The organism is Vibrio porteresiae DSM 19223 (genome assembly GCF_024347055.1).
Lineage (GTDB): Bacteria > Pseudomonadota > Gammaproteobacteria > Enterobacterales > Vibrionaceae > Vibrio > Vibrio porteresiae.
Map to the genome: position 1 here is coordinate 2,540,698 of NZ_AP024895.1, position 22,743 is coordinate 2,563,440.

General features: G+C 45.6%; 21 protein-coding genes and 1 tRNA gene. 9 read left to right on the forward strand and 13 right to left on the reverse strand.

What is annotated here, in order from left to right; genetic code table 11:
- Window positions 1-3: 3 nt before the first annotated feature.
- Together OCV11_RS11600 and OCV11_RS11605 are read right to left on the reverse strand one after the other, a co-directional pair.
- Window positions 4-1,395, reverse strand: a complete 1,392-nt coding sequence (locus OCV11_RS11600) for an MFS transporter (protein ID WP_261893009.1) — start codon at window positions 1,393-1,395, stop codon at window positions 4-6.
- A 369-nt stretch (window positions 1,396-1,764) separates the two neighbouring features.
- Complete coding sequence (locus tag OCV11_RS11605) at window positions 1,765-3,075, reverse strand: CitMHS family transporter (RefSeq protein WP_261893010.1); 1,311 nt, start codon at window positions 3,073-3,075, stop codon at window positions 1,765-1,767.
- A gap of 595 nt (window positions 3,076-3,670) precedes the next feature.
- Between OCV11_RS11605 and OCV11_RS11610 the strand changes: the two genes are divergently transcribed.
- A complete protein-coding gene (locus tag OCV11_RS11610; protein ID WP_261893011.1) occupies window positions 3,671-4,447 on the forward strand; it encodes a recombinase family protein in 777 nt (258 codons plus the stop codon).
- An 80-nt stretch (window positions 4,448-4,527) separates the two neighbouring features.
- Here OCV11_RS11610 and OCV11_RS11615 read toward each other — a convergent pair whose 3' ends face one another.
- Together OCV11_RS11615 and OCV11_RS11620 are read right to left on the reverse strand one after the other, a co-directional pair.
- Window positions 4,528-5,739, reverse strand: a complete 1,212-nt coding sequence (locus OCV11_RS11615; protein ID WP_261893012.1) for an MFS transporter — start codon at window positions 5,737-5,739, stop codon at window positions 4,528-4,530.
- A gap of 444 nt (window positions 5,740-6,183) precedes the next feature.
- On the reverse strand, window positions 6,184-7,092 hold the full coding sequence (locus tag OCV11_RS11620) for a LysR family transcriptional regulator (RefSeq protein ID WP_261893013.1): 909 nt from the start codon (window positions 7,090-7,092) through the stop codon (window positions 6,184-6,186).
- Window positions 7,093-7,242: 150 nt separating this feature from the next.
- Here OCV11_RS11620 and OCV11_RS11625 point away from each other — a divergent pair, with 150 nt between their 5' ends.
- The 3 genes from OCV11_RS11625 to OCV11_RS11635 are packed head-to-tail and all read left to right on the forward strand — an operon-like array spanning window position 7,243 to window position 10,137.
- Window positions 7,243-8,424 carry a M20 aminoacylase family protein gene (locus OCV11_RS11625; RefSeq protein ID WP_261893014.1) on the forward strand — a complete coding sequence of 394 codons (1,182 nt, stop codon included), beginning with the start codon at window positions 7,243-7,245 and terminating at the stop codon, window positions 8,422-8,424.
- A 40-nt stretch (window positions 8,425-8,464) separates the two neighbouring features.
- Window positions 8,465-8,677 carry a DUF3311 domain-containing protein gene (locus tag OCV11_RS11630; protein ID WP_261893015.1) on the forward strand — a complete coding sequence of 71 codons (213 nt, stop codon included), beginning with the start codon at window positions 8,465-8,467 and terminating at the stop codon, window positions 8,675-8,677.
- A complete protein-coding gene (locus tag OCV11_RS11635; RefSeq protein WP_261893016.1) occupies window positions 8,674-10,137 on the forward strand; it encodes a sodium:solute symporter family protein in 1,464 nt (487 codons plus the stop codon). The genes OCV11_RS11630 and OCV11_RS11635 overlap by 4 nt, the downstream gene beginning before the upstream one ends.
- Window positions 10,138-10,253: 116 nt before the next feature.
- Here OCV11_RS11635 and OCV11_RS11640 read toward each other — a convergent pair whose 3' ends face one another.
- The 3 genes from OCV11_RS11640 to OCV11_RS11650 form a co-directional block, all read right to left on the reverse strand.
- Window positions 10,254-10,607 carry a hypothetical protein gene (locus OCV11_RS11640; RefSeq protein ID WP_261893017.1) on the reverse strand — a complete coding sequence of 118 codons (354 nt, stop codon included), beginning with the start codon at window positions 10,605-10,607 and terminating at the stop codon, window positions 10,254-10,256.
- Between the two features lie 177 nt (window positions 10,608-10,784).
- Complete coding sequence (locus OCV11_RS11645) at window positions 10,785-11,399, reverse strand: TetR/AcrR family transcriptional regulator (RefSeq protein ID WP_261893018.1); 615 nt, start codon at window positions 11,397-11,399, stop codon at window positions 10,785-10,787.
- A gap of 82 nt (window positions 11,400-11,481) precedes the next feature.
- On the reverse strand, window positions 11,482-11,691 hold the full coding sequence (locus OCV11_RS11650; protein WP_261893019.1) for a DUF2986 domain-containing protein: 210 nt from the start codon (window positions 11,689-11,691) through the stop codon (window positions 11,482-11,484).
- Window positions 11,692-11,979: 288 nt separating this feature from the next.
- On the opposite strand from OCV11_RS11650, the gene OCV11_RS11655 reads away from it, so the two are divergent.
- Window positions 11,980-13,179 (forward strand): MFS transporter, encoded by a 1,200-nt coding sequence (locus OCV11_RS11655; RefSeq protein WP_261893020.1) that lies wholly within the window; start codon window positions 11,980-11,982, stop codon window positions 13,177-13,179.
- Between the two features lie 86 nt (window positions 13,180-13,265).
- Here OCV11_RS11655 and OCV11_RS11660 read toward each other — a convergent pair.
- Window positions 13,266-13,342 (reverse strand) — tRNA-Arg (locus OCV11_RS11660).
- Window positions 13,343-13,543: 201 nt separating this feature from the next.
- Here OCV11_RS11660 and folD point away from each other — a divergent pair.
- Entirely contained in the window at window positions 13,544-14,404 is an 861-nt protein-coding gene (gene folD / locus OCV11_RS11665) for a bifunctional methylenetetrahydrofolate dehydrogenase/methenyltetrahydrofolate cyclohydrolase FolD (RefSeq protein ID WP_261893021.1), read from the forward strand.
- A 68-nt stretch (window positions 14,405-14,472) separates the two neighbouring features.
- Here folD and OCV11_RS11670 read toward each other — a convergent pair whose 3' ends face one another.
- The 3 genes from OCV11_RS11670 to OCV11_RS11680 all read right to left on the reverse strand — a co-directional run bounded on the left by OCV11_RS11670 (window position 14,473) and on the right by OCV11_RS11680 (window position 17,649).
- Window positions 14,473-16,128, reverse strand: a complete 1,656-nt coding sequence (locus tag OCV11_RS11670; RefSeq protein ID WP_261893022.1) for a subtype B tannase — start codon at window positions 16,126-16,128, stop codon at window positions 14,473-14,475.
- A gap of 181 nt (window positions 16,129-16,309) precedes the next feature.
- The gene (locus tag OCV11_RS11675) at window positions 16,310-17,284 is read right to left on the reverse strand and encodes a lytic murein transglycosylase (RefSeq protein WP_261893023.1); all 975 of its coding nucleotides are present in this window, start codon (window positions 17,282-17,284) and stop codon (window positions 16,310-16,312) included.
- Window positions 17,285-17,367: 83 nt separating this feature from the next.
- Window positions 17,368-17,649 carry a YcgL domain-containing protein gene (locus OCV11_RS11680; RefSeq protein WP_261893024.1) on the reverse strand — a complete coding sequence of 94 codons (282 nt, stop codon included), beginning with the start codon at window positions 17,647-17,649 and terminating at the stop codon, window positions 17,368-17,370.
- Window positions 17,650-17,849: 200 nt separating this feature from the next.
- Here OCV11_RS11680 and minC point away from each other — a divergent pair, with 200 nt between their 5' ends.
- From minC to minE, 3 genes are read left to right on the forward strand one after another with little or no spacing between them, the layout of a single operon-like run.
- Entirely contained in the window at window positions 17,850-18,512 is a 663-nt protein-coding gene (minC, locus tag OCV11_RS11685; RefSeq protein WP_261893025.1) for a septum site-determining protein MinC, read from the forward strand.
- Window positions 18,513-18,532: 20 nt separating this feature from the next.
- Window positions 18,533-19,345, forward strand: coding sequence for a septum site-determining protein MinD (gene minD, locus OCV11_RS11690; RefSeq protein ID WP_261893026.1), 813 nt, complete (start codon window positions 18,533-18,535; stop codon window positions 19,343-19,345).
- Window positions 19,346-19,351: 6 nt separating this feature from the next.
- A complete protein-coding gene (minE, locus tag OCV11_RS11695; protein WP_261893027.1) occupies window positions 19,352-19,615 on the forward strand; it encodes a cell division topological specificity factor MinE in 264 nt (87 codons plus the stop codon).
- 70 nt (window positions 19,616-19,685) lie between these two features.
- On the opposite strand, the gene OCV11_RS11700 is transcribed toward minE, so the two are convergent.
- Together OCV11_RS11700 and rnd are read right to left on the reverse strand one after the other, a co-directional pair.
- A complete protein-coding gene (locus tag OCV11_RS11700) occupies window positions 19,686-21,533 on the reverse strand; it encodes a M3 family metallopeptidase (protein ID WP_261893028.1) in 1,848 nt (615 codons plus the stop codon).
- Window positions 21,534-21,622: 89 nt separating this feature from the next.
- Window positions 21,623-22,738: a ribonuclease D gene (gene rnd, locus OCV11_RS11705; RefSeq protein ID WP_261893029.1), complete on the reverse strand. Its 1,116-nt coding sequence runs from the start codon at window positions 22,736-22,738 to the stop codon at window positions 21,623-21,625.
- Window positions 22,739-22,743: the final 5 nt, after the last annotated feature.

The following is a 22,743-nucleotide window of genomic DNA, read 5'->3' on the forward strand; positions in this document are numbered from 1 at the left end:
CTTCTATTTCAATACGATATGAGAATGACTAGGATCCACCTCTTGAGTGCCAGAAGCTGACTCATCAGGCATGTTTTCCATCATTTTGTGGTAATAGGCATCAGTAACTTTGTATTTGAACATCAGTGCGCCCATCAAGAAGTGGAACACCCCTGGAATGATGGTCAACATAAGAGCAATACCAGTTAATGCCATTGCACTTTGTTCTTGGTTAGGTACGTAATCAAAGAAGGTCAATAGCCAACCGACAATCGCACCCGCAATCCCCATCCCAAATTTTTGAGCAAAAGAGATCCCACCAAAAGCAAGGCCAGAGACACGTTCACTTGAACGATACTGTCCGTAGTCCACCGCTTCAGCAATCGCTGACCAGAAGACCGGAGCGTGCAAATCCACCACAAAGCAGATGAGGAAGTAGAAAACAAAGGCTAACGTGACATCATCACGTCCAACCGTGAGATACATCAGAGCGCTCAATACCATGACCAAGATTTGGCTATAGCGGAACAATTTGACTTTACAAAAGCGTTTCGTGATCCAAGTTGATGCCACCATAGCAAGAATGGCCGCAGTCACCCCAGTAGCAAGAAACGCAGAGATCATACCGGCGTCACCACCAAGGTAATATTTGGCGTAATAAGCTCCAACCGAGCCACGAATAACGTAACCTACCGTGCCCGTTACACAGACCAAAAATAGAATCACCCATTGGTCATTTTTAAATAGCAGACTCATCTGACGCCATAATGGCAGCTTTTCTACTTGATGTTCTAGGCGTTCTTTAGTGGTAAAGAAACAGAATAAGAATAATAGTGTCCCCATTAACCCCATCAGTCCCATCGCATATTTATAACCAGCTTGAACACCACCTTCGCCCCAAGACGCAGCTAATTGCGGAACTATAATTGTCACCAGAAAAGCGGCAATTTTAGCAAAGAACAGACGATAGCCATTGGCGGATAAACGTTCCTGAGGATCATCGGTTAATACACTAATTAAGCTAATATACGGAATAGTGACCGCGGTGAACATGATGGTAACTAAAATATAAGTCGCATAGGCGTAAGCCAGTTTTTCGTTATATCCTACGTCTGGTGTGCTAAACGTTAAAAATACAGAGAGACCAAACGGAATGGATATAAACAACATGTATGGACGATAACGTCCCCAGCGGGTATTTACTTTATCAGTGATGAGCCCCATTACTGGATCAGTTACGGCATCGATAAGGCGCACCACAATAAACAGCATCGCCAAATCTTGAGCATGAATACCAAAAATATCGGTGTAGAAGAAGGTAATGATCAGCATCATGGATGAAATAACGACGTTGACCGCCATATCACCAGAGCCAAATCCCACTTTTTCCAGAACGGAAAGTTTGTATTTATACATAGAGTACCTCTTTGAAAGGCAAGACTTTTTATAATGTTTCTTACTTATAAAGAGTTACTCAACAGTTTGATGTTAACCTATTCCAACTCGAACAATTACAGCCATTTTGTCCATATATTCAGCGAATACTACAACGCATAAGATCACAATTTAATGGCTTACTTTAAAAAGGGATTTAATTTAATGTGGTTAATTCTCTAATTGAAAAAGTATTTCCCGATATAAAAAACGACACGCCTTAATGCGTGTCGTTTTTCTTAATCAATACATCGTTTTTAGACGTAGCATAACTCTATATTCAAATCAGTGCCTTACCTAAGCGCGAATGCATTCTCGCTGAAACAGCATCTTGAGTTGACTGGGCTACAACTAAATGATTCCAATTAGGAAAGCAAAGACCAACATAACAAGTCCTACAATCCATAAACCTAAAAAGCTGTAGCGAATATGCTCTTTGAGCTCCACATTGGCCAAACCTATACCGAGGAATGTCGCAGGGACAAGAGGGCTAATCAACAGCGCTAGGTTTTTCCCCACCAACATGGCGATCGCCATGGTTAGACCTGAAATGCCGTAGTTTTTGCCAACTTCAATTGCCAAAGGCAACAGACCGTAGAAGTAAGAGTCGGTGCCAAGCATAGTGCCTAATGGGAAAGCCAAAATCCCCATTATGATGTGTAGATACTGCGCAATCGAGGCTGGAATAACATGCAACAGTGGCACTGCCATCGCTTCCAACATGCCTGATTTACTCAATACACCAACCATGATCCCTGCAGCTAACATCACCGAGGAGACGTCAATCGCCGCTGGAGCATGCGCCATCATACGAGCTTTCTGCTGTTTCATGTCTGGATAGTTGATCAGCAAAGCAACGCAGCACCCCACCATGAATACGAAATAAGTTGGGAAGACATCGATGACCAACACAATCAGCATCAATAACAACACACCCATATTCACCCAAGCAAGATGAGGGCGTTTTAGACGTAAGGCTTCTTCATCCACCTCTTCAACTTTCACCACGCCTTGTTCATCTTCGATAAGAGAAACTTGGCCAGCGCCATGAAATTTTTTCTCTTTCAGCGCCATGAAAACCGCCAAAGCAAGAGTGGCAACGATACCAGCGCCTTGCATTGGCAACAGAATGTGCCATAAATCACCCGCATCCATTTTCAGTACAATGGCTTCACGCATAACGGGCCCACCCCACGGCAATAGGTTCATAACCCCCATGCCACACCCAACAATCATCAGCAATAAATGCGGACGAATGTTCAGTTTCTTATAGATAGGTAACATCGCAGGAACCGTCACCAATACCGTGGTCACGGTCGCACCATCTAAGTGAGAGAAGATACCAATGATCGCCGTAGCAACCGCCACCGCCACCACATTGGTGCCCGCTTTGCTCACCAGCTTATTCACCAAGCCATCAAACATGCCCGCATCAGACATGACACCAAAGAAGGTCACAGAGAAAATAAACAGCACAGCCATCTTGCTGGTTTTGGAAATGCCATATTCGACAAAACCAACCACATCATGAATGGAAAATCCAGCGGCGAATGCTGCGATAACCGGAATGGTGATAAACACCACGACAGGAAGTGTTTTACTTTTGAACAGCAAAAACAGAATTGCAAATAGCATTAAAAAGCCACAAATAGCCAGCAGCATAGATACCTCGTTAACATCCGTTGTTATTTTTATATCGCCAAGGAGGTTAGCATTGAATATTTATTTCGTTTTTTTCAATAAAGCAGATTTGTGACATCACGCAGAAACAATCCTTAGAATGTTAAAAACCATGACATAATTGTATAAAATATGTTTTTAATTAATTGATTTTAATGACGCATATGATCGTTTTTATACCAATTACGATCTCGTTATAAATTATCATTATATGAGAATTCAACTAAATTGCATTTGATAAGCAGATAAAATATGCAATAAAAATTCATAATTTGAATAAAAGGCAAAGACTATCGAAAGATAAATTTCACACTTTCATGCTCCATGGTCTCAATCTCGCTTACCTAGCTAACGGGAAATATTGCGCACTTTTCAACCTGTTTGCATTTCTTTACCTTACCTAAACAGCAAAAAAATTAGTCAATATGATCAATCTATTGCCCTATTTTTGAGTGAATCAACCAGCCTATGCTCATTAAAAAGGTTCATTAAAAGGGTTCATTTGGTGTTTGACTTTATTTATGAACCAATCTAAATTATGAACCATAACATCAAATGAACAATAAAAGGTCCTCAAATGACAACTTACCTATACACCAAATTTTCACCTAAAAATGAACATTTCGAAGCTCAACTGGAAGAGCTGAATCAACAGCATCCACAAGCCACATTATTTAAAGATGTGGTAAAAGGGCGCATTCCAGCGATGGAACGACCTGAATTCGCCACGCTGTTTGCCAAACTCGTTGAGCAAGATACCTTAGTGGTTTACTGGTTAACGGCATTTTCTAAAGAGATGAGCCAATGCCAAGAAGTAATGCAAGCACTGCTCGCGAAGAAAGTCACTATCCAAACCATCAAACCTGCACTAACGATTGCACCAGAAAGTGAAGCAAGCAAGATTGTATTAAATATGCTCGAAGGCTTTGCTGGCGCAGAAACACGCCATCGCTTACGCGCAGCCCATCAAGGACGTGAAGCCTTGCGTGGTGATAAAGCAGCGTGGAAGGAAAAATTCCGTGGACGTCCAGCAGATCGTGAAAAACATCAGCAGATTGCCACTGGCTTACTTGACGGTAAAACCTTAGAAGAAGTCGCACAAGAGTGTGACTGCAGCTTATCGACGGTGAAACGCGTAAAAGCAAAAATTGCCGAGCACGATGAAATGGGTGGATTGCGCCATCGTGGTCGCGGGCATCATGGTGAAGGCCGTCATGGTCGCTCGGGTGAAGGACGCTCGATGAGAGGTCATCATCGCGGTGAACGTGGTGAAGGGCGAGAACAGGGTCGCGGCAAACTGGGACGTGGCAATATGGGCAGAGGGAAACCAGAAGACAATACCAGCGCACAATAGTCACTCTCCCGATAGAGATGACTTTCCCACACCAACACAACTAACAACAAAAGGTGCATCACTGCACCTTTTACTTTTAGTTAATCCTGAGCAAACGCTTCTTTGACTGGTTGTGCAACATGGACTCGGCAGGTCAGCACAAACAGTACCAACATCGCGACCATAATCCAACCTGATAAGGTAAAGAGGAAGGTGTAACCCGTTTTCACCGCAATCATGCCGTAAATAATTGCCCCTAACCCATTACCGATATCCAGCATGTTATAAAACGTTGCGCTGGCTGCACTGCTTTTTTCAGCAGGAACTCGAGTCAATATTTGGGTTTGTAACGCTGGGAACAAAGCACCTAGCCCAAAGCCGTAGGCTAAAGAACAGAGTAAGAACAGTGTCTCGGTATGAATATGAGCAATCCCAAAGAATGCCACCATAAACAGAACTGTCCCTGGAATAACGACATAAGGCGCACCCAGTTTATCGTAGATACGACCGGAGAATAGACGCGAGATAAACACGCAAATCGTCGATAGCAGGAAGAACAAACCAGGGCTACCAATGCCATTTTGCTGTGAAAAAATGGAGACAAAATTCAGTACACAGCCATAACCAATACCAAAGAGAAGTGTCAACACTGCTGGAATACGCGCCCCTTTCACTGCAAATTGGTCAAGGTAGGAAATCGCCATTTTAACCGTGGATGTTTCCTTAGGCAGTTGGTTTTGGAAACGACAAAAATAGGTCCACACTAAGGCAATCACTTGGCTAGCTAATGCCACATAAAAGACATAGTAATAATCAAAATCCAGTGCCAGCCACAAACCAATGGCAGGAGCCACTGCCATGGCAACGGTCGTGCCTAGGCCAAAGTAGCCCATACCTTCACCTTTACGATGCGCGGGAATAACTGCCGCCGCTAACGTGGCATAGAAAGTAGTTGCGATACCAAAGCCAACCCCATGCAGTAAACGAACCTCTAATACCCCATTCACTGACTGACACAAACCGTAGCCAACAACACAGATCAGCGAAATAAGAATCCCAACAAACAGAGAACCAATCGTGCCAAAGCGTTTTTTTAGTACATCAGAAAAGAGACGAATAATGATGGCAGAAAAGACAAAAATGCCAGCAACCAATCCAACTTGGGTAGCACTCGCCCCCATTTTGGAAACATACAAAGGCAAAATAGGCAGTAATAAGTGAAAACCACCAAAAAACAATCCATTGGTGACAATCAACGCAACAAATTTAGCATTCCACAGTGACTGCGAATGCTCTGATTGAACATTAGACATAACGAATCCTTGCGATCCTCGTTGCTATATCGCGTGCTGGCGTCTTGGCGACAAGATCGAACCAACCGTCAGATATCCAACAAGAATAAACAAACCATATAATGAAACGAGAATGGGCAGAAAAACGGACTCTCGTGATTTGCGCTAAGCTGGCCAATCTAATCGATGAGGAACAAACATGATTGGTGTAGCGCGAAACTGAATAACATCAGTGAAAGGAAAACAAGGAGACGATCATTTCAGCTTGGGAAACTGTCATGATTGACACCTGAGTAACTCAGCATGAAACCTCCAAAATGTAACCTGTACACGACAATATTGTAAAAATAAGCTTGAACAAGCAGTTTTATTATTGGAAGAGCGCCCACATTGGTCAATATCAAAAAATGAAGCATTCCTATCCAATAATAAAAACTGTTATGCAACTAGACTTTTAATTCAACTCTAGTTTGCCACCACAAATTGCCGTGAAAGCAATTCTTTAGCAACGGTAATCATATGATTGAGTGTTGGGTTTTCTGCATCTTTGCGCCACACCAGTTGAAGATCTAAAGAGAGCTTTTTTAAATCTTCTAGCTCTAATACGGTAAGCCCTTCCGGTGGTTCACTGATGGTTGAGCTAGGCACAATGGTACAACCGACACCAGAGTTCACTACCGATAACATAGTGACACTGTCGTTGCCGGTCTCGACGATGTTGGGCACAAATCCGTGTTGATTAAAATAGCCAATGAGTCGGTCGTAATAGTTGGGGCTATTCTCTCTATCAAACCAAACAAAATCATAATCTTTAATATCAGCTAAGAATCGAGGCGGATTTTTTACCATGGGAGAATCATCTGGAGCCACCAGCACTAGATGGTCGCTATAAATGTTGAGCCGACCAAAATCAGCACTTTCAGGAGGGAAAATTAATATTCCTAGATCAATCACTCCCTCTTGGAGCGCCACCACTTGCGGCCCCGATAACATGGTATTGAGTTTGAGCATGACGTTAGGATAACGACGACGAAATTCTTTCAGTAGAACGCTCAGCTCATTTACCCACAGCAGCATCACTGTGACCCCAAGTCGTAACTCCCCACGCATTCCTTTTTCGGTGCGTAAGGCATTACTTTTTGCCTCATCTAAACTGTTCAGTACTTTTTGCGCGTCTTGGACAAACGCTTCTCCCGCTGGCGTCAGCGTTACACCACGAGCTTGTCTTTCTAATAGTTGTACGCCTAATGACTCTTCCAACGCACGAATTTGCCGCGTTAATGCCGGTTGAGCAATGTGAATACGCCGCGCTGCTGCGGAAAAAGAACGTTCTGCTGCGACCGCTAAAAAATAGCGAAGTTGTCTGATTTCCATTTCTGAGCTCCTGCCATGCCAATCCGGTATGGCTTCTCTACTTATTTAATATTTTTCAACTGAGGTGTTGGATGTAACACTGACTTAAGGAGATCGACTTAAATCATAGGCGGTTAGTTACCTATGGTAATGCCACACAAGGAAAGTGATATGAAAGGTTTTTTCGCTCAACATCAAGAACAATTCACCGCATTAAGAAGAGAGTTGCATAAGCATCCAGAGCTTGGCTTTGAAGAATTTGTCACGGCAAAAACAGTACAAAATACTCTGACTCAACTCGATATCCCGTTCACCACAGGTATTGGACATACTGGTATCGTCGCCACCATTACCGGGAAATTACCTGATAATGGCCGACGCATCGGTTTACGCGCCGATATGGATGCGCTGCCACTGCAAGAGAAATCTAACCATCAACACCGTTCGCAAATCGATGGATGCATGCACGCCTGTGGTCATGACGGACACACGACAATTCTTATCGCCGTTGCGCATTATCTTGCGCAACATAGAGATTTCGCCGGCACTATCTATTTAGTATTCCAACCAGCGGAAGAAGGCCGTGGTGGCGGTGACCAAATGGTCAAAGATGGCCTATTTACACAATTTCCAATGGATGAAATTTACGGTCTGCATAACTGGCCATATCTTGCGGCAGGCAAAATTGCCGTATTGGATGGCCCGGCAATGGCGGCAGGCGATCGCTTATCGATCACGGTAAAAGGGAAAGGCGGTCATGGCGGAGCAACACCGCATCTCACCATTGATCCTATTCGTATCGCAGCGCAGCTGATTACTGCTTTGCACTCGATTGTGAGCCGTGAAATCGCAGCGAGTGAACAAGCCGTATTGAGTTTATGTGCTATAGAATCTGGCGATTTAGAGGCATTTAATGTCATTCCAGATACGGCACAGATTAATGGCACGGTGCGCACCTTCCAACCAGAGGTGCAAGATCGCATGGAGCAAGCGATCCGCCGTGTCTGTGCTGGGATCGCCACCACCTTTGGCGCGGAGATCATCGTTAACTACGAACGGATCATTCCAGCCACCGTCAATGATCTGGCATGTGCACAATTTGCGCGAGACACGATCGAACGTGTTTTCCCACAAGGTACATTAGATCGAGAAACTCCAGCCACTTTGGGAGGCGAAGACTTCTCCTTCATGCTCAATCAATGCCCCGGAGCATATCTATTCTTAGGCAGTGCTCGACACCCTAATGATGAGCCTCTGCATAGCCCTAATTTTGACTTCAATGATGAAGTCATCGGTATTGGCGCTGAATTACTCACTTCAATCGCACTTAACGCAGTTAGCCAAACCAAATAGCGAAATCACTACTCGATGGTCAACACTTATGGAGGGACCCATGAAGAACCGTCAATTACCTATGCATCCTTTGATGATGCTTTATTTTGCTGTCTGTGCTCTAGCCATGATTTGGCCAGGCGCAACCTTAGCCAATAAAATCGAACCTATGGTGATGGGCTTGCCCTTCTTCCTCTTCTGGTATTTAGCTTGGTTGATGGTCACTTTTGTTGGCCTCATCATTTGCTATAAAACCGAGGAGGATGACGCATGAACAATTCATCACTGCTCATTACTGGCATCACAGTCGCCTATCTCATCATTATTTTGCTGGTCGGGATCAGCGCTAAACGCGGTCAGAAATCGACCCTAGAACACTACATCGCAGGTGGACGTAAAGTCGGTTTCGTCGTGTTATTTTTCATCTTTGGCGCTGAATGTTTTTCCGCCTCAGCCTTTTTAGGAACGCCAGGCTGGGCATACAGTAAAGGCATGCCCGTGCTTTATATCATCGCCTATCTCACCTTAGGAATCATTGTTTGGTGGTTGATGGGACCGATTATTGCCAAATCTGGGCGCAAAAAAGGGCTATTGACCCAAGCTGAGTTTTTTACTGACCGCTATCCGAACAAGGCACTGGGTGTGTTTATCGGTATCATCAGTTTGTTAGCCATGATTCCTTACCTAACGGTTCAAATTGCGGGTGCAGGCATGCTATTTCACAGCGCAACTGGCGGCATCGTGCCTTTTTGGCTTGGCGCACTGGTCGCCACAGCGGTCGTTGCCATTTATGTGTTTATCAGTGGTCTCAATGGGATTGGATGGACCAACCTATTACAAGGGATCATGATGGTGGGCATTGCGTGGTATATCGGTATCGCCACACCAGAGCATTTCTTTGGTGGTATTGGCCCGATGTTTGAACAACTTAAAGACAAAGCTCCAGAATTCCTTACGATGCCGGGAGCGAAAGGCATGGGTTGGGGCGCCTTCTCAACCGCGATTTTGGTCAGCACGCTGGGTATTGTGATGTGGCCGCACATCTTTATGAAGTTTTATACTGCGGAAAGCGGACGCACTTTAAAACAAGTGTTTGTCTTCTATCCACTGTATGGCCTCATTATGGTGCCACTGTTGTTCATTGGTTTTGCTGGGATCTTGGTATTTCAAGATGCGCCATTAGCCAAAGCAGATGACGTGTTATTGGAATTGGTGGTGAACAAAGTCGGATTCTCCGATTGGGTTATCGGTATCGTGCTGTCAGGTGCACTTGCGGCAGCAATGTCTACTGCATCGAACTTAGCGCATACCAGTGCTTCTATTTTCGCCCGCGACGTTCTTGCGCCCTTCCCTAAGTTCAGCAAAATGAGCGAAAGCCAAATGCTGCTAACAACGAAAATGGGCGTTATCGTTGTTTCCCTTTTGGCCTATGCCCTAGCGCTGATGAACATTCCAACCTTGGCTGCGCTGCTGCTTGCCGCTTACGGCATTATCGTGCAGCTCTTCCCTATGTTGGTTGGCGCTCTGTGGTGGAAAAAAGCGACTACTCCAGCTGCCATTAGCGGTTTGATCATCGGCTCAGCACTCACCCTTTACTTTCAACTGTCTGGTAACTCACCCTTTGGTTGGAACGGAGGTTTTGTCGGCTTGATTGTCAATGCCATCGTATTTGTGGCAATCAGTTTAAAACAACCGGCGGTTGTCGCTGAAAAAGCGGTCGTTCACGACGCTTAATCAAGCTCATTAGTGCATTCGTTCATTAGTGACAAGCTACAACAAAAAGCCCCTGCCATATCGGCAGGGGCTTTGTTTATTCTGTATTGACGGCTTACTGTTTTAAACTAGCGCGATTAATGCTGATAAACTCGGTTCGCAATCTGGGTAAGCAAAATGCCCGTTAATCCACCAAGGATATCGACCATCACGTCCATGGTTTCTAAACCGTGGTGATGACCCCAAATCTCACAGATTTCATGGCCCAATGGGATCATAACGATCAATAAGCAGTGCCAACGCCAACTTAATCTTGATAGCGCCCAAGTCGTGACAACACCAACCAAACCGAAAGCGAGAAAGTGCAGTTCAAAATGCCAAGGGCCAGCGGCCTGACCTACTGCTGGAATGTAGGCACCAATGAAGAGCACTGACAACATGACGCTAAAAAACAGCACACGCCATGGATGGGATACGGATGATAAGTACATGTTGCCCCCAAAAATAATAAACGTATTGAATATAGCTACACTGTCACCGATCAGCCATCAAATCGTAACAATGACTGGTCATCACTCGGTCTTTTTTGCGTCAAAATTGCAAAATTGACACACTTAATTGGAAAAGAGATGAGGACAATGCGCCCAAACTTTCATGCAAATGGCCTTTTAATCACAGCGACACGCGTGACAGTCCCAAATGGTCATAATGAAATCGAGCGCTTGAGTGAGTGTCGCTAAGGTGGCGCCATCTCGAATCTCTATTGAAAGTCCTTTGAGAAACGAATCGAACACCATGGCGAAACTCAATACATCCGTCGTTGCGCTGAGTTCTTGCTGGTCAACACCGCGTTGCACACAGCGTACAAGTGCTTGGCGAGTCTGCTGACGTGCTTGTTCCGCCACTTTGCAAATGGCTTGATTATCATCGTCACAGTTAAGCCCCGCCAAAACCGCCATACACCCTTTCGGTGTGTGGCTGTCTATCTGTAATTCAATCGTCTGTTTTAACATGGCATACATAGCGCTGCGAGCACTGACTGCTGTGTCTTCAAGCAGTTGATTTAACTCGCCGCAAGAGGCCATGTACTTGGCTAAGCACTCTTCAAAAAGCTGTTGTTTAGACCCAAAAGCTGCATAGAAACTTGCCGATGAGAGATTACCCAAGTGGGCTTTTAGTTCGGCCAAAGACGTAGGTTCATACCCTTTTTCCCAAAAGAGATGCATCGCTTTGGTGATCGCTTCATCACGATCAAAATTTCTTGGCCTACCCGCTCGTGCCATGTGCTTTTTTCTCCCTTGCGCTTAAGTTGGGCGAGACGTTAATCCGTTACGCTCTCCCTACAGACTTAATTAGTTTGCTTGATCAGCCATTAACTTGGCTAGATTCCTGCGCTTCATCTGCCTCAATAAGCTCAACAATTTCACCATTTTCTTGTTGTTCTGCTTCTTGAGTAGCTAATAACTCGCGTTCTGCTTTAGAAACGTAGCGAGGTTTGTTGCTACGATGCAGACGTGAGTTCATCTTCTTTTGCTTCTGCTTATAGATCTGGTTGATCTTTTTCTTGCGGTTCATTATGAGGCATCCTCGGGTAAATGGCGCAGTAAAATAGCAGAAAGCTTCTGCTTATTCTACGGATCCTTTTGGTCATCAATCTTAAACAGGATTTATGAATAGCGCTCACGACTGCTACTCAAATTATCCTCATTATGCCATCCCCTATTTGGCTTACACTCGCCAATCATGCACGTACTGTTTTAACTACTTACGCACGCAGCGCAACATCATTCGGGTCACGTAACTCTCGATTAAACGTAACGCAATCAATACCCAACTCTTCCCATTCCCGATACGAGTTCACTCATGAAACAAACACAGATTTCCTATGCCGGAGCGGCTCTCTCTTTAATGACCACCTATTTAGCATCCGGAACCCCGATTCCCCTCTATGGGCGCTATCAAATGGAAAACGGTGTCAGCTATATGGCACTGTCGCTCAGTTCCGTATTGTATTTTGTTGGTGCCGTCACCGCGCTGCTCTTTTTCGGCCGAGTATCCAACTTTTTGGGTCGCAAACCCATCGCGCTTGCCACCATACTGCTCGCGGGCGCATCCACCTTATGTTTTATGACAATTACTGGGGCTACTCCTTTAATCATAGGTCGGTTATTACAGGGGCTAGCATCGGGTTTAGCCTCGACTGCCATGGCAGCTTGGGTGGTTGATAATACCCGCGCAGTGCCGCGCTGGTTAACCCCTGCGATCTTGAGCTGTGGCCCAATGACAGGACTGACTATTGGCGGTGTGGGTTCTGGTGTGCTGGTTGAATATGGCCCTGATCCGCGCCACTTCCCTTTTTATATCGTATTGGTGCTATTGCTATGCTGCCTTGCTTTACTCGTGATGAGCACCGATTCCGTTATTCATAAGTCTGGGGCATTAACATCACTCAAACCCCAATTAGCGCTACCTAGCTCAGCGCGAAGCGCCTTTCCCGTCGCGGCTTGTACTTTTGTCTGTACTTGGGCTTTGGGTGGGTTCTTTCAAGCATTTGGCCCTGCGATGGCACAGCATAACTTACACTCATCAAGCGCGGTCGCTGCTGCTTTTGTCTTCGCCGCCATTATGGCACCAAGCTCAATTGGGGCTTCCCTCGCCGGTCGAGTTTCAGCCATCACGGCACAAAAGGTAGGAATGTACAGTTTCACGCTGCTATTGGGTGGGATTTTGTTTTTCCTCTACCAAGGCATGCTCATTCCCTTTGTGATCACCAGTATCTTAGCTGGCATTGCCCAAGGGGGTGTTCTTACAGGAAGCATTCAAACCTTAGTCACCGATTTGAAGCAAGACGAACGTGCGAGTGTCCTATCGCTTATCTACACTTCCTCCTACATCGGAGCGGCAATTCCAACCCTGATTGCTGGACGAATGTCTGAATCCTATTCGCTCTTTACTGTGGCGTGTGGCTATGGGGTGTTGGCGCTACTTGGCTGCATTTATGTCTATGCTTTTCATCGACAAAAGGCAAAAACACTCGCCACACAGGAGAGTCATTACTCATAAGACTGCATAGTTAGTGACATCAGAAATGAGATAGGTAAAATGAAAAAACCCCGAAAACTCAAAGAGTTCTCGGGGTTTAAATTTGATGGCACGCCCTACAGGATTCGAACCTGTGACCACCTGCTTAGAAGGCAGGTGCTCTATCCAGCTGAGCTAAGGGCGCGCTACAGGGACAGGATTATACGAGTTAAAGAGGGTAAATCAACGGATTTCTCTAACAATCTGTTTCAAATGACGAATTTTTTACCAATAAATGCTAATCCGATTAAAAACACCCCAAAGCAAACGTTTGCCTATGGATGTTCGCTAAATTATCTGCGACAATGCGCGCAAAAATTTCACGACCCAAGTGTTAAGGAAAGTCATGACTGCCCAAAATATTGATGGAAAGCTCATATCTCAAACGGTTCGCTCAGAAGTTGCTGAGCGTGTTAAAGCACGTCTTGCCCAAGGATTGCGTGCTCCGGGCCTTGCTGTTGTCTTGGTAGGTGAAGATCCTGCATCACAAGTTTATGTCGGCAGTAAACGCCGTGCTTGTGAAGAAGTCGGTTTCATTTCTAAATCATACGATCTGCCTGTAACCACAACCCAAGACGAGCTACTCGCTTTGGTTGATGAATTAAATAACGACCCAACCATCGACGGCATTTTGGTGCAGCTGCCACTGCCAAAAGGCGTCGATTCAACATCAGTGCTAGAACGCATTTCTCCAGCAAAAGACGTGGACGGTTTCCACCCTTATAACGTTGGCCGCCTAGCGCAGCGTATTCCAGTGCTACGCTCTTGTACGCCAAAAGGGATTATCACGCTACTTGAACGCTACGAGATCGAACTACGTGGTAAACACGCGGTGATTGTTGGGGCATCCAATATCGTTGGTCGTCCTATGACGCTAGAGCTGCTGCTTGCTGGTTGCACTACCACCACTTGCCACCGCTTCACTCAAGATCTAGAACATCATGTTCGCCAAGCCGATCTACTAGTGGTTGCAGTAGGTAAACCGCATTTCATTCCTGGTGAGTGGATTAAAGAAGGTGCTATCGTGATCGATGTCGGTATTAACCGTCTAGAATCAGGCAAGTTAGTCGGTGATGTGGATTATGATATTGCCCGTGAAAAAGCGAGCTTTATTACTCCAGTACCTGGCGGTGTTGGTCCAATGACAGTCGCAAGCTTGATTGAAAACACCTTAATCGCTTGTGAGCTTAACGAGGCCCAAGGCTAAGTTTCCCCCAATGCTCCTAAAGATAACGGCAGTCCAATGACTGCCGTTTTTTTATCCTTATCTGATAGCTAGCGTTGATAACCAGTGATTTCACGCACCCAATCTATTGCTCCTTGAGGGTCAGTATCGGCGCAGTGCCCCCCTTCCCAGAAATAGGCCGCATTCACTTGCTTACCATGTTCCACTAAGCCAGCAGCAAGGTTGGCTAATACCGTAGGTGAGGTATTGTTATCTTTTGCCCCTGTCCGTAACCACCAATATTGCGCTACGCCACTCTGTTTGTTTTTCAACAAAAACGTCATCGGGTTCATCATCTGCGTTAACTGCACCATTTGTGGTGTCAGTGCCGCATGGGTGTTATTAGTCGCTTGGCGCAGCGCGTACTCACTAAAATGGTTCGCATCCACATATTCAGAACCAAACAGTTTGTTCTCTGGCGCACTTAAGTCCAGTGTATCGAAAGCTGGTAGCCCTTTTAGCCGTCCCATATCCGCGACAAAATCTGCCCACGTAAACTGCGCATGCTGACCATCCCAACGAATCCACGGGTGGAGATCGAGATAGATTTTTTGATCATCATGAGTTAATCCGTTGAGATAGCGCTCTAATGCAGGAATGAGGTAACGCGATTTCAAGTATTGGCGATAATTGGCAGTGGTTAAGACACCAAAACCTCCCACACCTTGTAATTGGAGACGGTCAAGATAGTTGCCAAATTGCTTTACCAACTCTTTCGATGGTTTTTGATTGACCAGACTCCCCTGCAAAGGCTCTTTACCAAACATCCACTCATAGGCTCCGTCAGCATGTTCAAGGTCTGTTATAGGGCTATAGCAAGCAGAAGCGAAAATGGCATCGCTCGCCTTCGCTGCCCCAATCTTATCAAGATAAGCTTGATATTGGTTTTGGTTACCGGAAGCGCCCAATAACGCCGATAGTGCCCCACCAGCGCTGCAACCGAATGAGATAATCCAGTTTTCATTGCCCGGAATGGTTGCCGAATTGTAGTGAAGGTAGCGAACAGCTGCTTTTAAATCGACTATCGCCACTGGGGCTTTGCCAAAATATCGCCCATCGACAGATTGGTTATCCCAACCACGAACGCCAGGTGTCACAACGACATAGCCTGCCGCTAATGCTAAGTTGGCTTTATCCGACCCTATGCCAGGGAATACGGACTGCTCGCTCCTAGCCTTGTGGCTGGGCGGCATCTGATGGTCATCCATTGGCTCCATCGCATCTTGTGGCCTTGGTTGCACCATTCCCAAAGGCGGACCCATTCTCCGATCCAATGGCGTACCCGGTGGCATTTCGCCGATAGGTGGACGAGGAGGGTGTTGGAAATGGGCAATTGGCGAATGTTGCGCTTTGCCAAGCGGCTGATTACTGGCTGACATATAACCGCCAACGGTAATGTTAAGAATCACTGGCGCTTGCGCTACATTGACGCTTTGGCGATCAATCTCCACGGGCACGTCTATATTCAAGCTTTGATAGCGCAGATCGATTGGCTTAGTGACATAAGGGATCGATTGGTAGTGATGAACGACTATGGTTCGCTCTCCATGTTCCGTGTGGACATGGATTGTTTTGACCTGATAGTCCTGCATAGGAAAAGCAAGCGAAGTCTCGGCCAATGCCGGTAACGAAATTGAAGCAAAGCCAAGCATAACGCCAATCGCTAAGGCCACTTGACCAATGGAAACAGAGTGAGAATGATTCATATGAGACACCTAAATCAACTTATGCGTCGACTATAGGTGAAAGTGCATCAAGAGAAAGGCGGGATTACGGAGCTTTACACTCCCATGCAGAGGATTTACGTCGTAGAAACAGATTGAAATAACCAATCGGCCTACCCAAAGGTAAGCCGATTGAACTGTGTTATGACAATGACAAGAGCAGTTAGAACACCATTGCATCTGCTAGATGAGAAACAGCCAAAGCAAAGTAGTACGAGCGGTTCCATTTCATCAAGACGTTATAGTTGCTGTATACCAAGTACACGCGACCTTTTTCGTCATCAGGAATAATCAGCCACGCTTTAATGTCATCGTTTAATTTTGGCAACGGATGACCATCATAGCGAGTCACACCTAACTCGTTCCACTCATGCAAATATTTGCCTTTATCCGCTTCGCGTCCAGCAAGATTCACATCAAACCCGTGAGGCAATTTTACTTGGCGTCCCCACGTGCGACGATCATTCCAGCCAGATTGACTGAGGTAATTTGCTGTTGATGCAAACACATCGACTTTACTGCCCCAGATATCCTTTTTACCATCGCCATTACCATCAGCCGCGTAGGCCAAAAATGAGCTTGGCATAAACTGACATTGCCCCATTGCCCCTGCCCAAGAGCCTTTCATCTCTTTAGCATCAATATGACCCTGCTGCAGGATTTTCAGAGCTGCCATGGTTTCATTGCGGAAAAAGGCTTCACGGCGGCCATCATAGGCCATGGTCGACAACGCATCGATCACGTTATAACCACCGGTTAGAGAGCCAAAGTTACTCTCAACCCCCCATAGGGCGACAATAAACCTTGGCTGCACACCATACTTTTCACCAATGGCTTGCAAATCGTCATAGTACTTTTTATAGAGATTTTTCGCCTGTTCAACCTTCCAACTAGGGACAGCACGAGGAATGTATTCGTCTAAAGTCAGTTTTTTCTCTGGTTGATTGCGATCAGCGACTACCGCTCGTGGGCGGTATTGAACGTCAGCGAAGGCATCCTGAATCACTTTATCAGAGATACCCTCCTGTTTTGCTTGCTGTTTTAAACCTTCGATATACTGTTCAAAACCCGCATTGTCTCCGGCTAACACTGGTGAGGCGAGTGTTATACCTAAAATAATCGAAAGTAATTTTCTCAAGATCTCCTCCTTGAGCGGTGAGGCATTTGAAGAGCGCTGCCCCAGCTACCACCAATCCTGGATACTTCTCAAAACAGTTGGTGCTACTTAGCTTGCTGACGCGCCCTCTCTTGTTTATATTTTTCTAGTAAGTTCTCTGGTGGTGGCGGCAGTTGCAGGAAAAAACCTTGCTCATTTAAAGCGTTTTTCACTTTTTCCACGTCAACGAGCGCCAATTGGCGTTTTTCCAGATTGACTAGCATGACAAAACTAGGTTTACCGAACATCTGCATCAGAGTGTCAGGTACTTGTGAAAAATCGTCTCGTTTTGGCACATAGAGATAGGTGCCTTCTTTCTTAGAACTTTTATAGATAGAGCAAAGCATGACAAGCCTTTTATTGTAAATAAGCCGCTTTTATCGCGTTTTTGTACAGAAACCGTCAAGTTTCAATAAAATTGCCAGCAAATCACTTAAAAGGTTGTAAGATAACTTGCTGTGGTCTGTTATGGAATATAACATGACAACCCTAGTCTCAGGCAACGCCCTTTCTTAATTAGCCATGAGTTTATGAGGTCAAAGTAACGATGTCTAATATACCTGACCTAAAAGGTAGTAGTTTTACTTTGTCAGTATTACACCTTTCTGACAATCAGGTCGCCAATAGCGTAGAATTTTTAAAACAGAAAGTGGAACAAGCCCCCGCTTTCTTCGCCAGCGCACCTGTCGTTATCAATATCGCTAAAGTGACGAGTGATATTGATTTTAGTGCATTGAAACAAGGGATTGCTGACGCAGGATTAATTCCTGTCGGAATTACCGGATGTCATGATAAACGCACGCAAAATTTGGCAAAAGAAGCTGGATTTGCAGTGATGACCACCAGCAACTCTCCCACCAATGCACCTGCACACATTGCACCGACCAAAGTGATTCACACGCCGATTCGCTCCGGTCAACAGGTGTACGCGAAAGATGGAGATTTAGTCATCCTCAATCACGTTAGCCCTGGCGCTGAAGTGATTGCCGATGGTTCAATCCATATTCATGGGACCTTGCGCGGCCGGGCAATTGCTGGAGCGAGTGGTCAAAAAGAAGCAAAGATTATCTGTCAAGATTTACAGGCTGAACTAGTCTCTATTGCAGGGAACTATTGGCTTAGTGACCAAATTGAAAGTGAGTTTTGGCAAAAGAAAGTGATGCTTAGCATGAATGAAGAATCACTTCATTTTGAACTACTTACTATATAAGTTTGAAAGGAAAAGAAAAAATGGCACGCATTATTGTCGTCACGTCAGGAAAAGGCGGTGTAGGTAAAACCACCTCTAGCGCAGCGATCGCGTCGGGTTTAGCATTGAAAGGCAAAAAGACGGCGGTGATCGATTTCGATATCGGCCTACGTAATCTTGACCTGATCATGGGCTGTGAACGACGCGTTGTTTACGATTTCGTTAACGTAATCAATGGTGAAGCAACCCTAAACCAAGCGCTTATCAAAGATAAACGCAACGAAAATCTCTACATCCTGCCAGCTTCACAAACTCGTGATAAAGACGCTCTTACCAAGGATGGCGTTAAACGTGTTTTAGACCAGTTGGACACCATGGGTTTTGATTTCATTATCTGTGACTCACCAGCGGGTATCGAGCAAGGTGCATTGATGGCACTCTACTTCGCCGATGAAGCGATTGTGACCACCAACCCTGAAGTCTCTTCTGTCCGTGACTCTGACCGTATTCTTGGCATCCTAGATTCGAAATCATTGCGCGCGGAAGAAGGCAAAGAGCCGGTAAAACAGCACCTGCTGTTAACTCGTTACAACCCTGCTCGTGTTAACCAAGGCGAAATGCTGAGCGTCAACGACGTCGAAGAGATCCTACACATTCCTCTACTCGGTGTGATTCCAGAAAGCCAAGCGGTATTGAATGCATCAAACAAAGGTATCCCTGTTATTTTTGACGATGAGTCAGATGCAGGCCAAGCTTATGATGACACCGTGGAACGTTTACTCGGTCAGGAGATCGAATTCCGTTTTCTGACTGAACCTAAGAAAGGAATTTTTAAACGACTGTTTGGAGGCTAATGACGTATGTCACTACTTGAATTTTTCCGTCCACCGAAAAAAACAACGGCCAGCTTAGCCAAAGAGCGTTTACAAATTATTGTGGCTGAACGTCGTAGTGGGAGCGATCCTGCGCCGACTTACCTACCACAATTAAAAGAAGACATTCTGAAAGTGATCGCCAAATACGTTGCGATTGACCCAGAAATGGTTGAGTTGACCTTCGATCACAAAGATGACGATATCTCGGTGTTGGAACTCAATGTCAAACTACCTGAAGAAGAACGCTAAACTCCGTTTCTTAGTTAAGTAAAAATGCCAGTCAGTGACTGGCATTTTTTATGGTTACCGTTTCAGCCACTTAGCTAAAATAGTGCTCAGCAATGTATTGCTCAAACTCATCGCACATGGTTTCCATCGATTCCACGTTCGAAGCCAACTCTTTCGCCCCATCCACAACACGAATGGTCGCGTTCAAATCAGCAGGAGCAGACTGCTCTCGAGTTGCCAATGCGGCGATTTTTTTCTGTTGCACTTGCCATGCTTCTGCAACGGAAAGGTTACAGGTATCCGCTAAGTATTTAGCGTTAAAGCCTTCACCCGTCAGTGCGACGATGGTGTCGTTGTGAGATAGGCTATTACCACGACGCCAGTAGTGTTCAGCCAGCAAAGGACCAATTTCTGGGTTATCGGTGAGATAACCAAAACGCTGCAGGAAGTAAGCACGAGTTTGGTACACCGCCATATGCGCCAGCAAGTAACCATGATAAGCACACGCTGATTCATCAGAGAGCAGATGAGGAATCGCCATCAACGGACGCGGACTGCACGCCAAACCGAGAATTTTTTGTTCACATTCACGGGCTAATGCGGTTGCACGTTCAGGTGTTAACTCATCGTCACTCAGTTGATACAGCGCACGTTCAAAGTAAGGCACCACTAAGATGCTGCGCTCTTCATACGCTTTAAACGGCTGGCGACTTTGAATCATCGCTTGAATCACTTCGTCTGGTACTGGGGTGCCATTCACATCCAATGCGTAGGTTTTTAGCCAATCTGCATCGGTCAATAAGCTGTCGCAGAACATGGATTGAGTTTCAGCGTAAGCCATTGACGTCGGTGCAAACTCTTGAGAAAAACATGGCGCATTCAATTTCACGTTGGCAAAGTGCGCAGCATGGCCACCTTCATGGAACAAGGTGTTGATACCGTCGTAGCCACTACCCACTTGGTCTGGTTTAGCGTTACTGGTGAAATTCACCTTTGCCGCTACCCATTGGTCTTGGTCATAAAATGATGGAATTGGACCATGGCAGAAACCGTTAGGGTATTTACCTTTACGATCAAGAAGATCCAGTGTCAGTTCTGCACCAGAATAATCAATGTGTAAACGACCAAACGATTCAGCCCAACGGCGCAATGATTTAGCAAATGGCACATAAGGGTCCAGTTCACGCATCACATCGCCAGCAAACGAGTACACAAAGTTATGACCAGCTAACGCAGTGTCCCCTTTCTCGGCTGCTAGAGCGGCTAAACTGCGCTGATGTGCAGAGCGAGTACGCTCTTCAAAATCATCGAGGATAGTGAACAACTGCTCACTGGTCATCTTTTCGCCTTTGGCGACAGAGTAGTCGAAGAAGGTTTTAAAACCTAAAGAGCGAGCAAACTGGTTACGCAATTTAATCAGCTCAATAAAACCATTGTTTAGCGCCCATTGCTCCAAATCCAGCAAGGCCTGGTGGGCACTTTTACGTACTGATTCATGGTTGTTAGTTCGCACAGTTGAACCTAATGAGACCAGAGACGCTTCGACTGTCTCACCTTTCTCATTTTGATAGCTCATCGCGTAGGCTTTTTTCTTTTCAAACAGATCAGCTTCAAACTGAATCAGTTGATCTTTGAGTTCTTGAGCCTGCTCAGATTCAATGGCGTGCGCTTCAAACATCGCTAGCCAGCCTTTTAGCCCTTGAACGGTTTGCGCTTTTTCTGCTGCATCGCTGATATGTTCAGCTTGCGCTAATTGGTCACGAACGTCTTGAATTTGCTGGGCAGTGCTGAGGAATTTAGTCCACGCGGTTTGCGCTTTGGCTGAACCTTCATGGTCATCGCTGATGCCCATATAGGTTTCCCAGAAAAAATCTTCCTTGACGCGGTGAATGTTCAAATAACGGTGGTTAAGATCGTTAAGGTATTGGGTTGCAGTCATGACTATCCTTCTTTTTGTTTCCTTGTGGGCCTTGAACATCAAGGCCAAAACGACAATAACCGCTCAAAGAGCGGTTATGTGCTAAAGCATCATACTTTCTGGTTGAGCTTATCGCCAACCAAGGCCAAACGCCAACCTTGCATAATATCGGGCAGTTTGGCTGGATCGCGATCTTTTTTCCACACCCAACTCAAAAGCTGATTGAGTTGTTTTTTCGATGCGACGAATTCCGTGGCGAGCCCTTTACTTTCAGCCGCTGCTTTAACGATATCTTTCAATTGCTTAAACAGTTGCTTATAACCTGGATAATCCATCAAGGGCACAATCGCTTCAGGGTATTCTTCCGCTGGAATCGCAAGGGAAGTTTTGACAATCGCGGCCAATTTGGCACCATGGCGACGAATGGCATGAGGATCGATTCCTGCTTCTTCCATCGCTTTCGGTGTTCTTAAAAGCTCTTTCGCGATCAGCAGCATTTCGTTTTCACGCAGCACAAAGTTCAGCGCGAGATTACGTTTAATCGCCTCTTGGTGACGCCATGTGGCTAACGGTTTCAATGCGGCTAACTCTTTTGGCGTTAATTGCCACGCCCCTTTGACATCTAAGTAAGCATTTTCTGGATTGGCAACACGCGTACGTTTCATGCACTGTAAATGCGATTCTTGCCACGCTGCTTCTAACCAACCCGCTTGTTCAACCTTCACGCGCAACGCATCATAGATGGGCATTAAATAAAAGACATCGGCTGCTGCATAATCAAGCTGCTTTGATGTAAGTGGTCTAGCTAACCAATCGGTACGAGACTCGCTTTTATCCAATTCCACCCCAACGTATTCACTCACTAATGCAGCAAATCCCGTTGATAAACCGTAGCCCAAAAAGGCGGCCATGATTTGAGTGTCAACCATAGGTGTCGGTACACAACCAAATTCATTGAAGAACACTTCAATATCTTCACCGCAAGCGTGCAGCACTTTGAGCACAGCGGTATCTTGCAGTAACGCCACAAATGGCGTCATATCGGTAATGGCTAGAGGGTCGATCAATGAGGCATTTTCGCCATCAAACAGTTGGATTAAGCCCAATTGAGGGTAGTAAGTTCTGACTCGAACAAACTCCGTATCCAACATCACGACATCGGTCTCGCGCGCCACTTTGCAGATACGTTCTAATTCGCTATTGGTTGTTATTATCTGATATTTCACTCAAA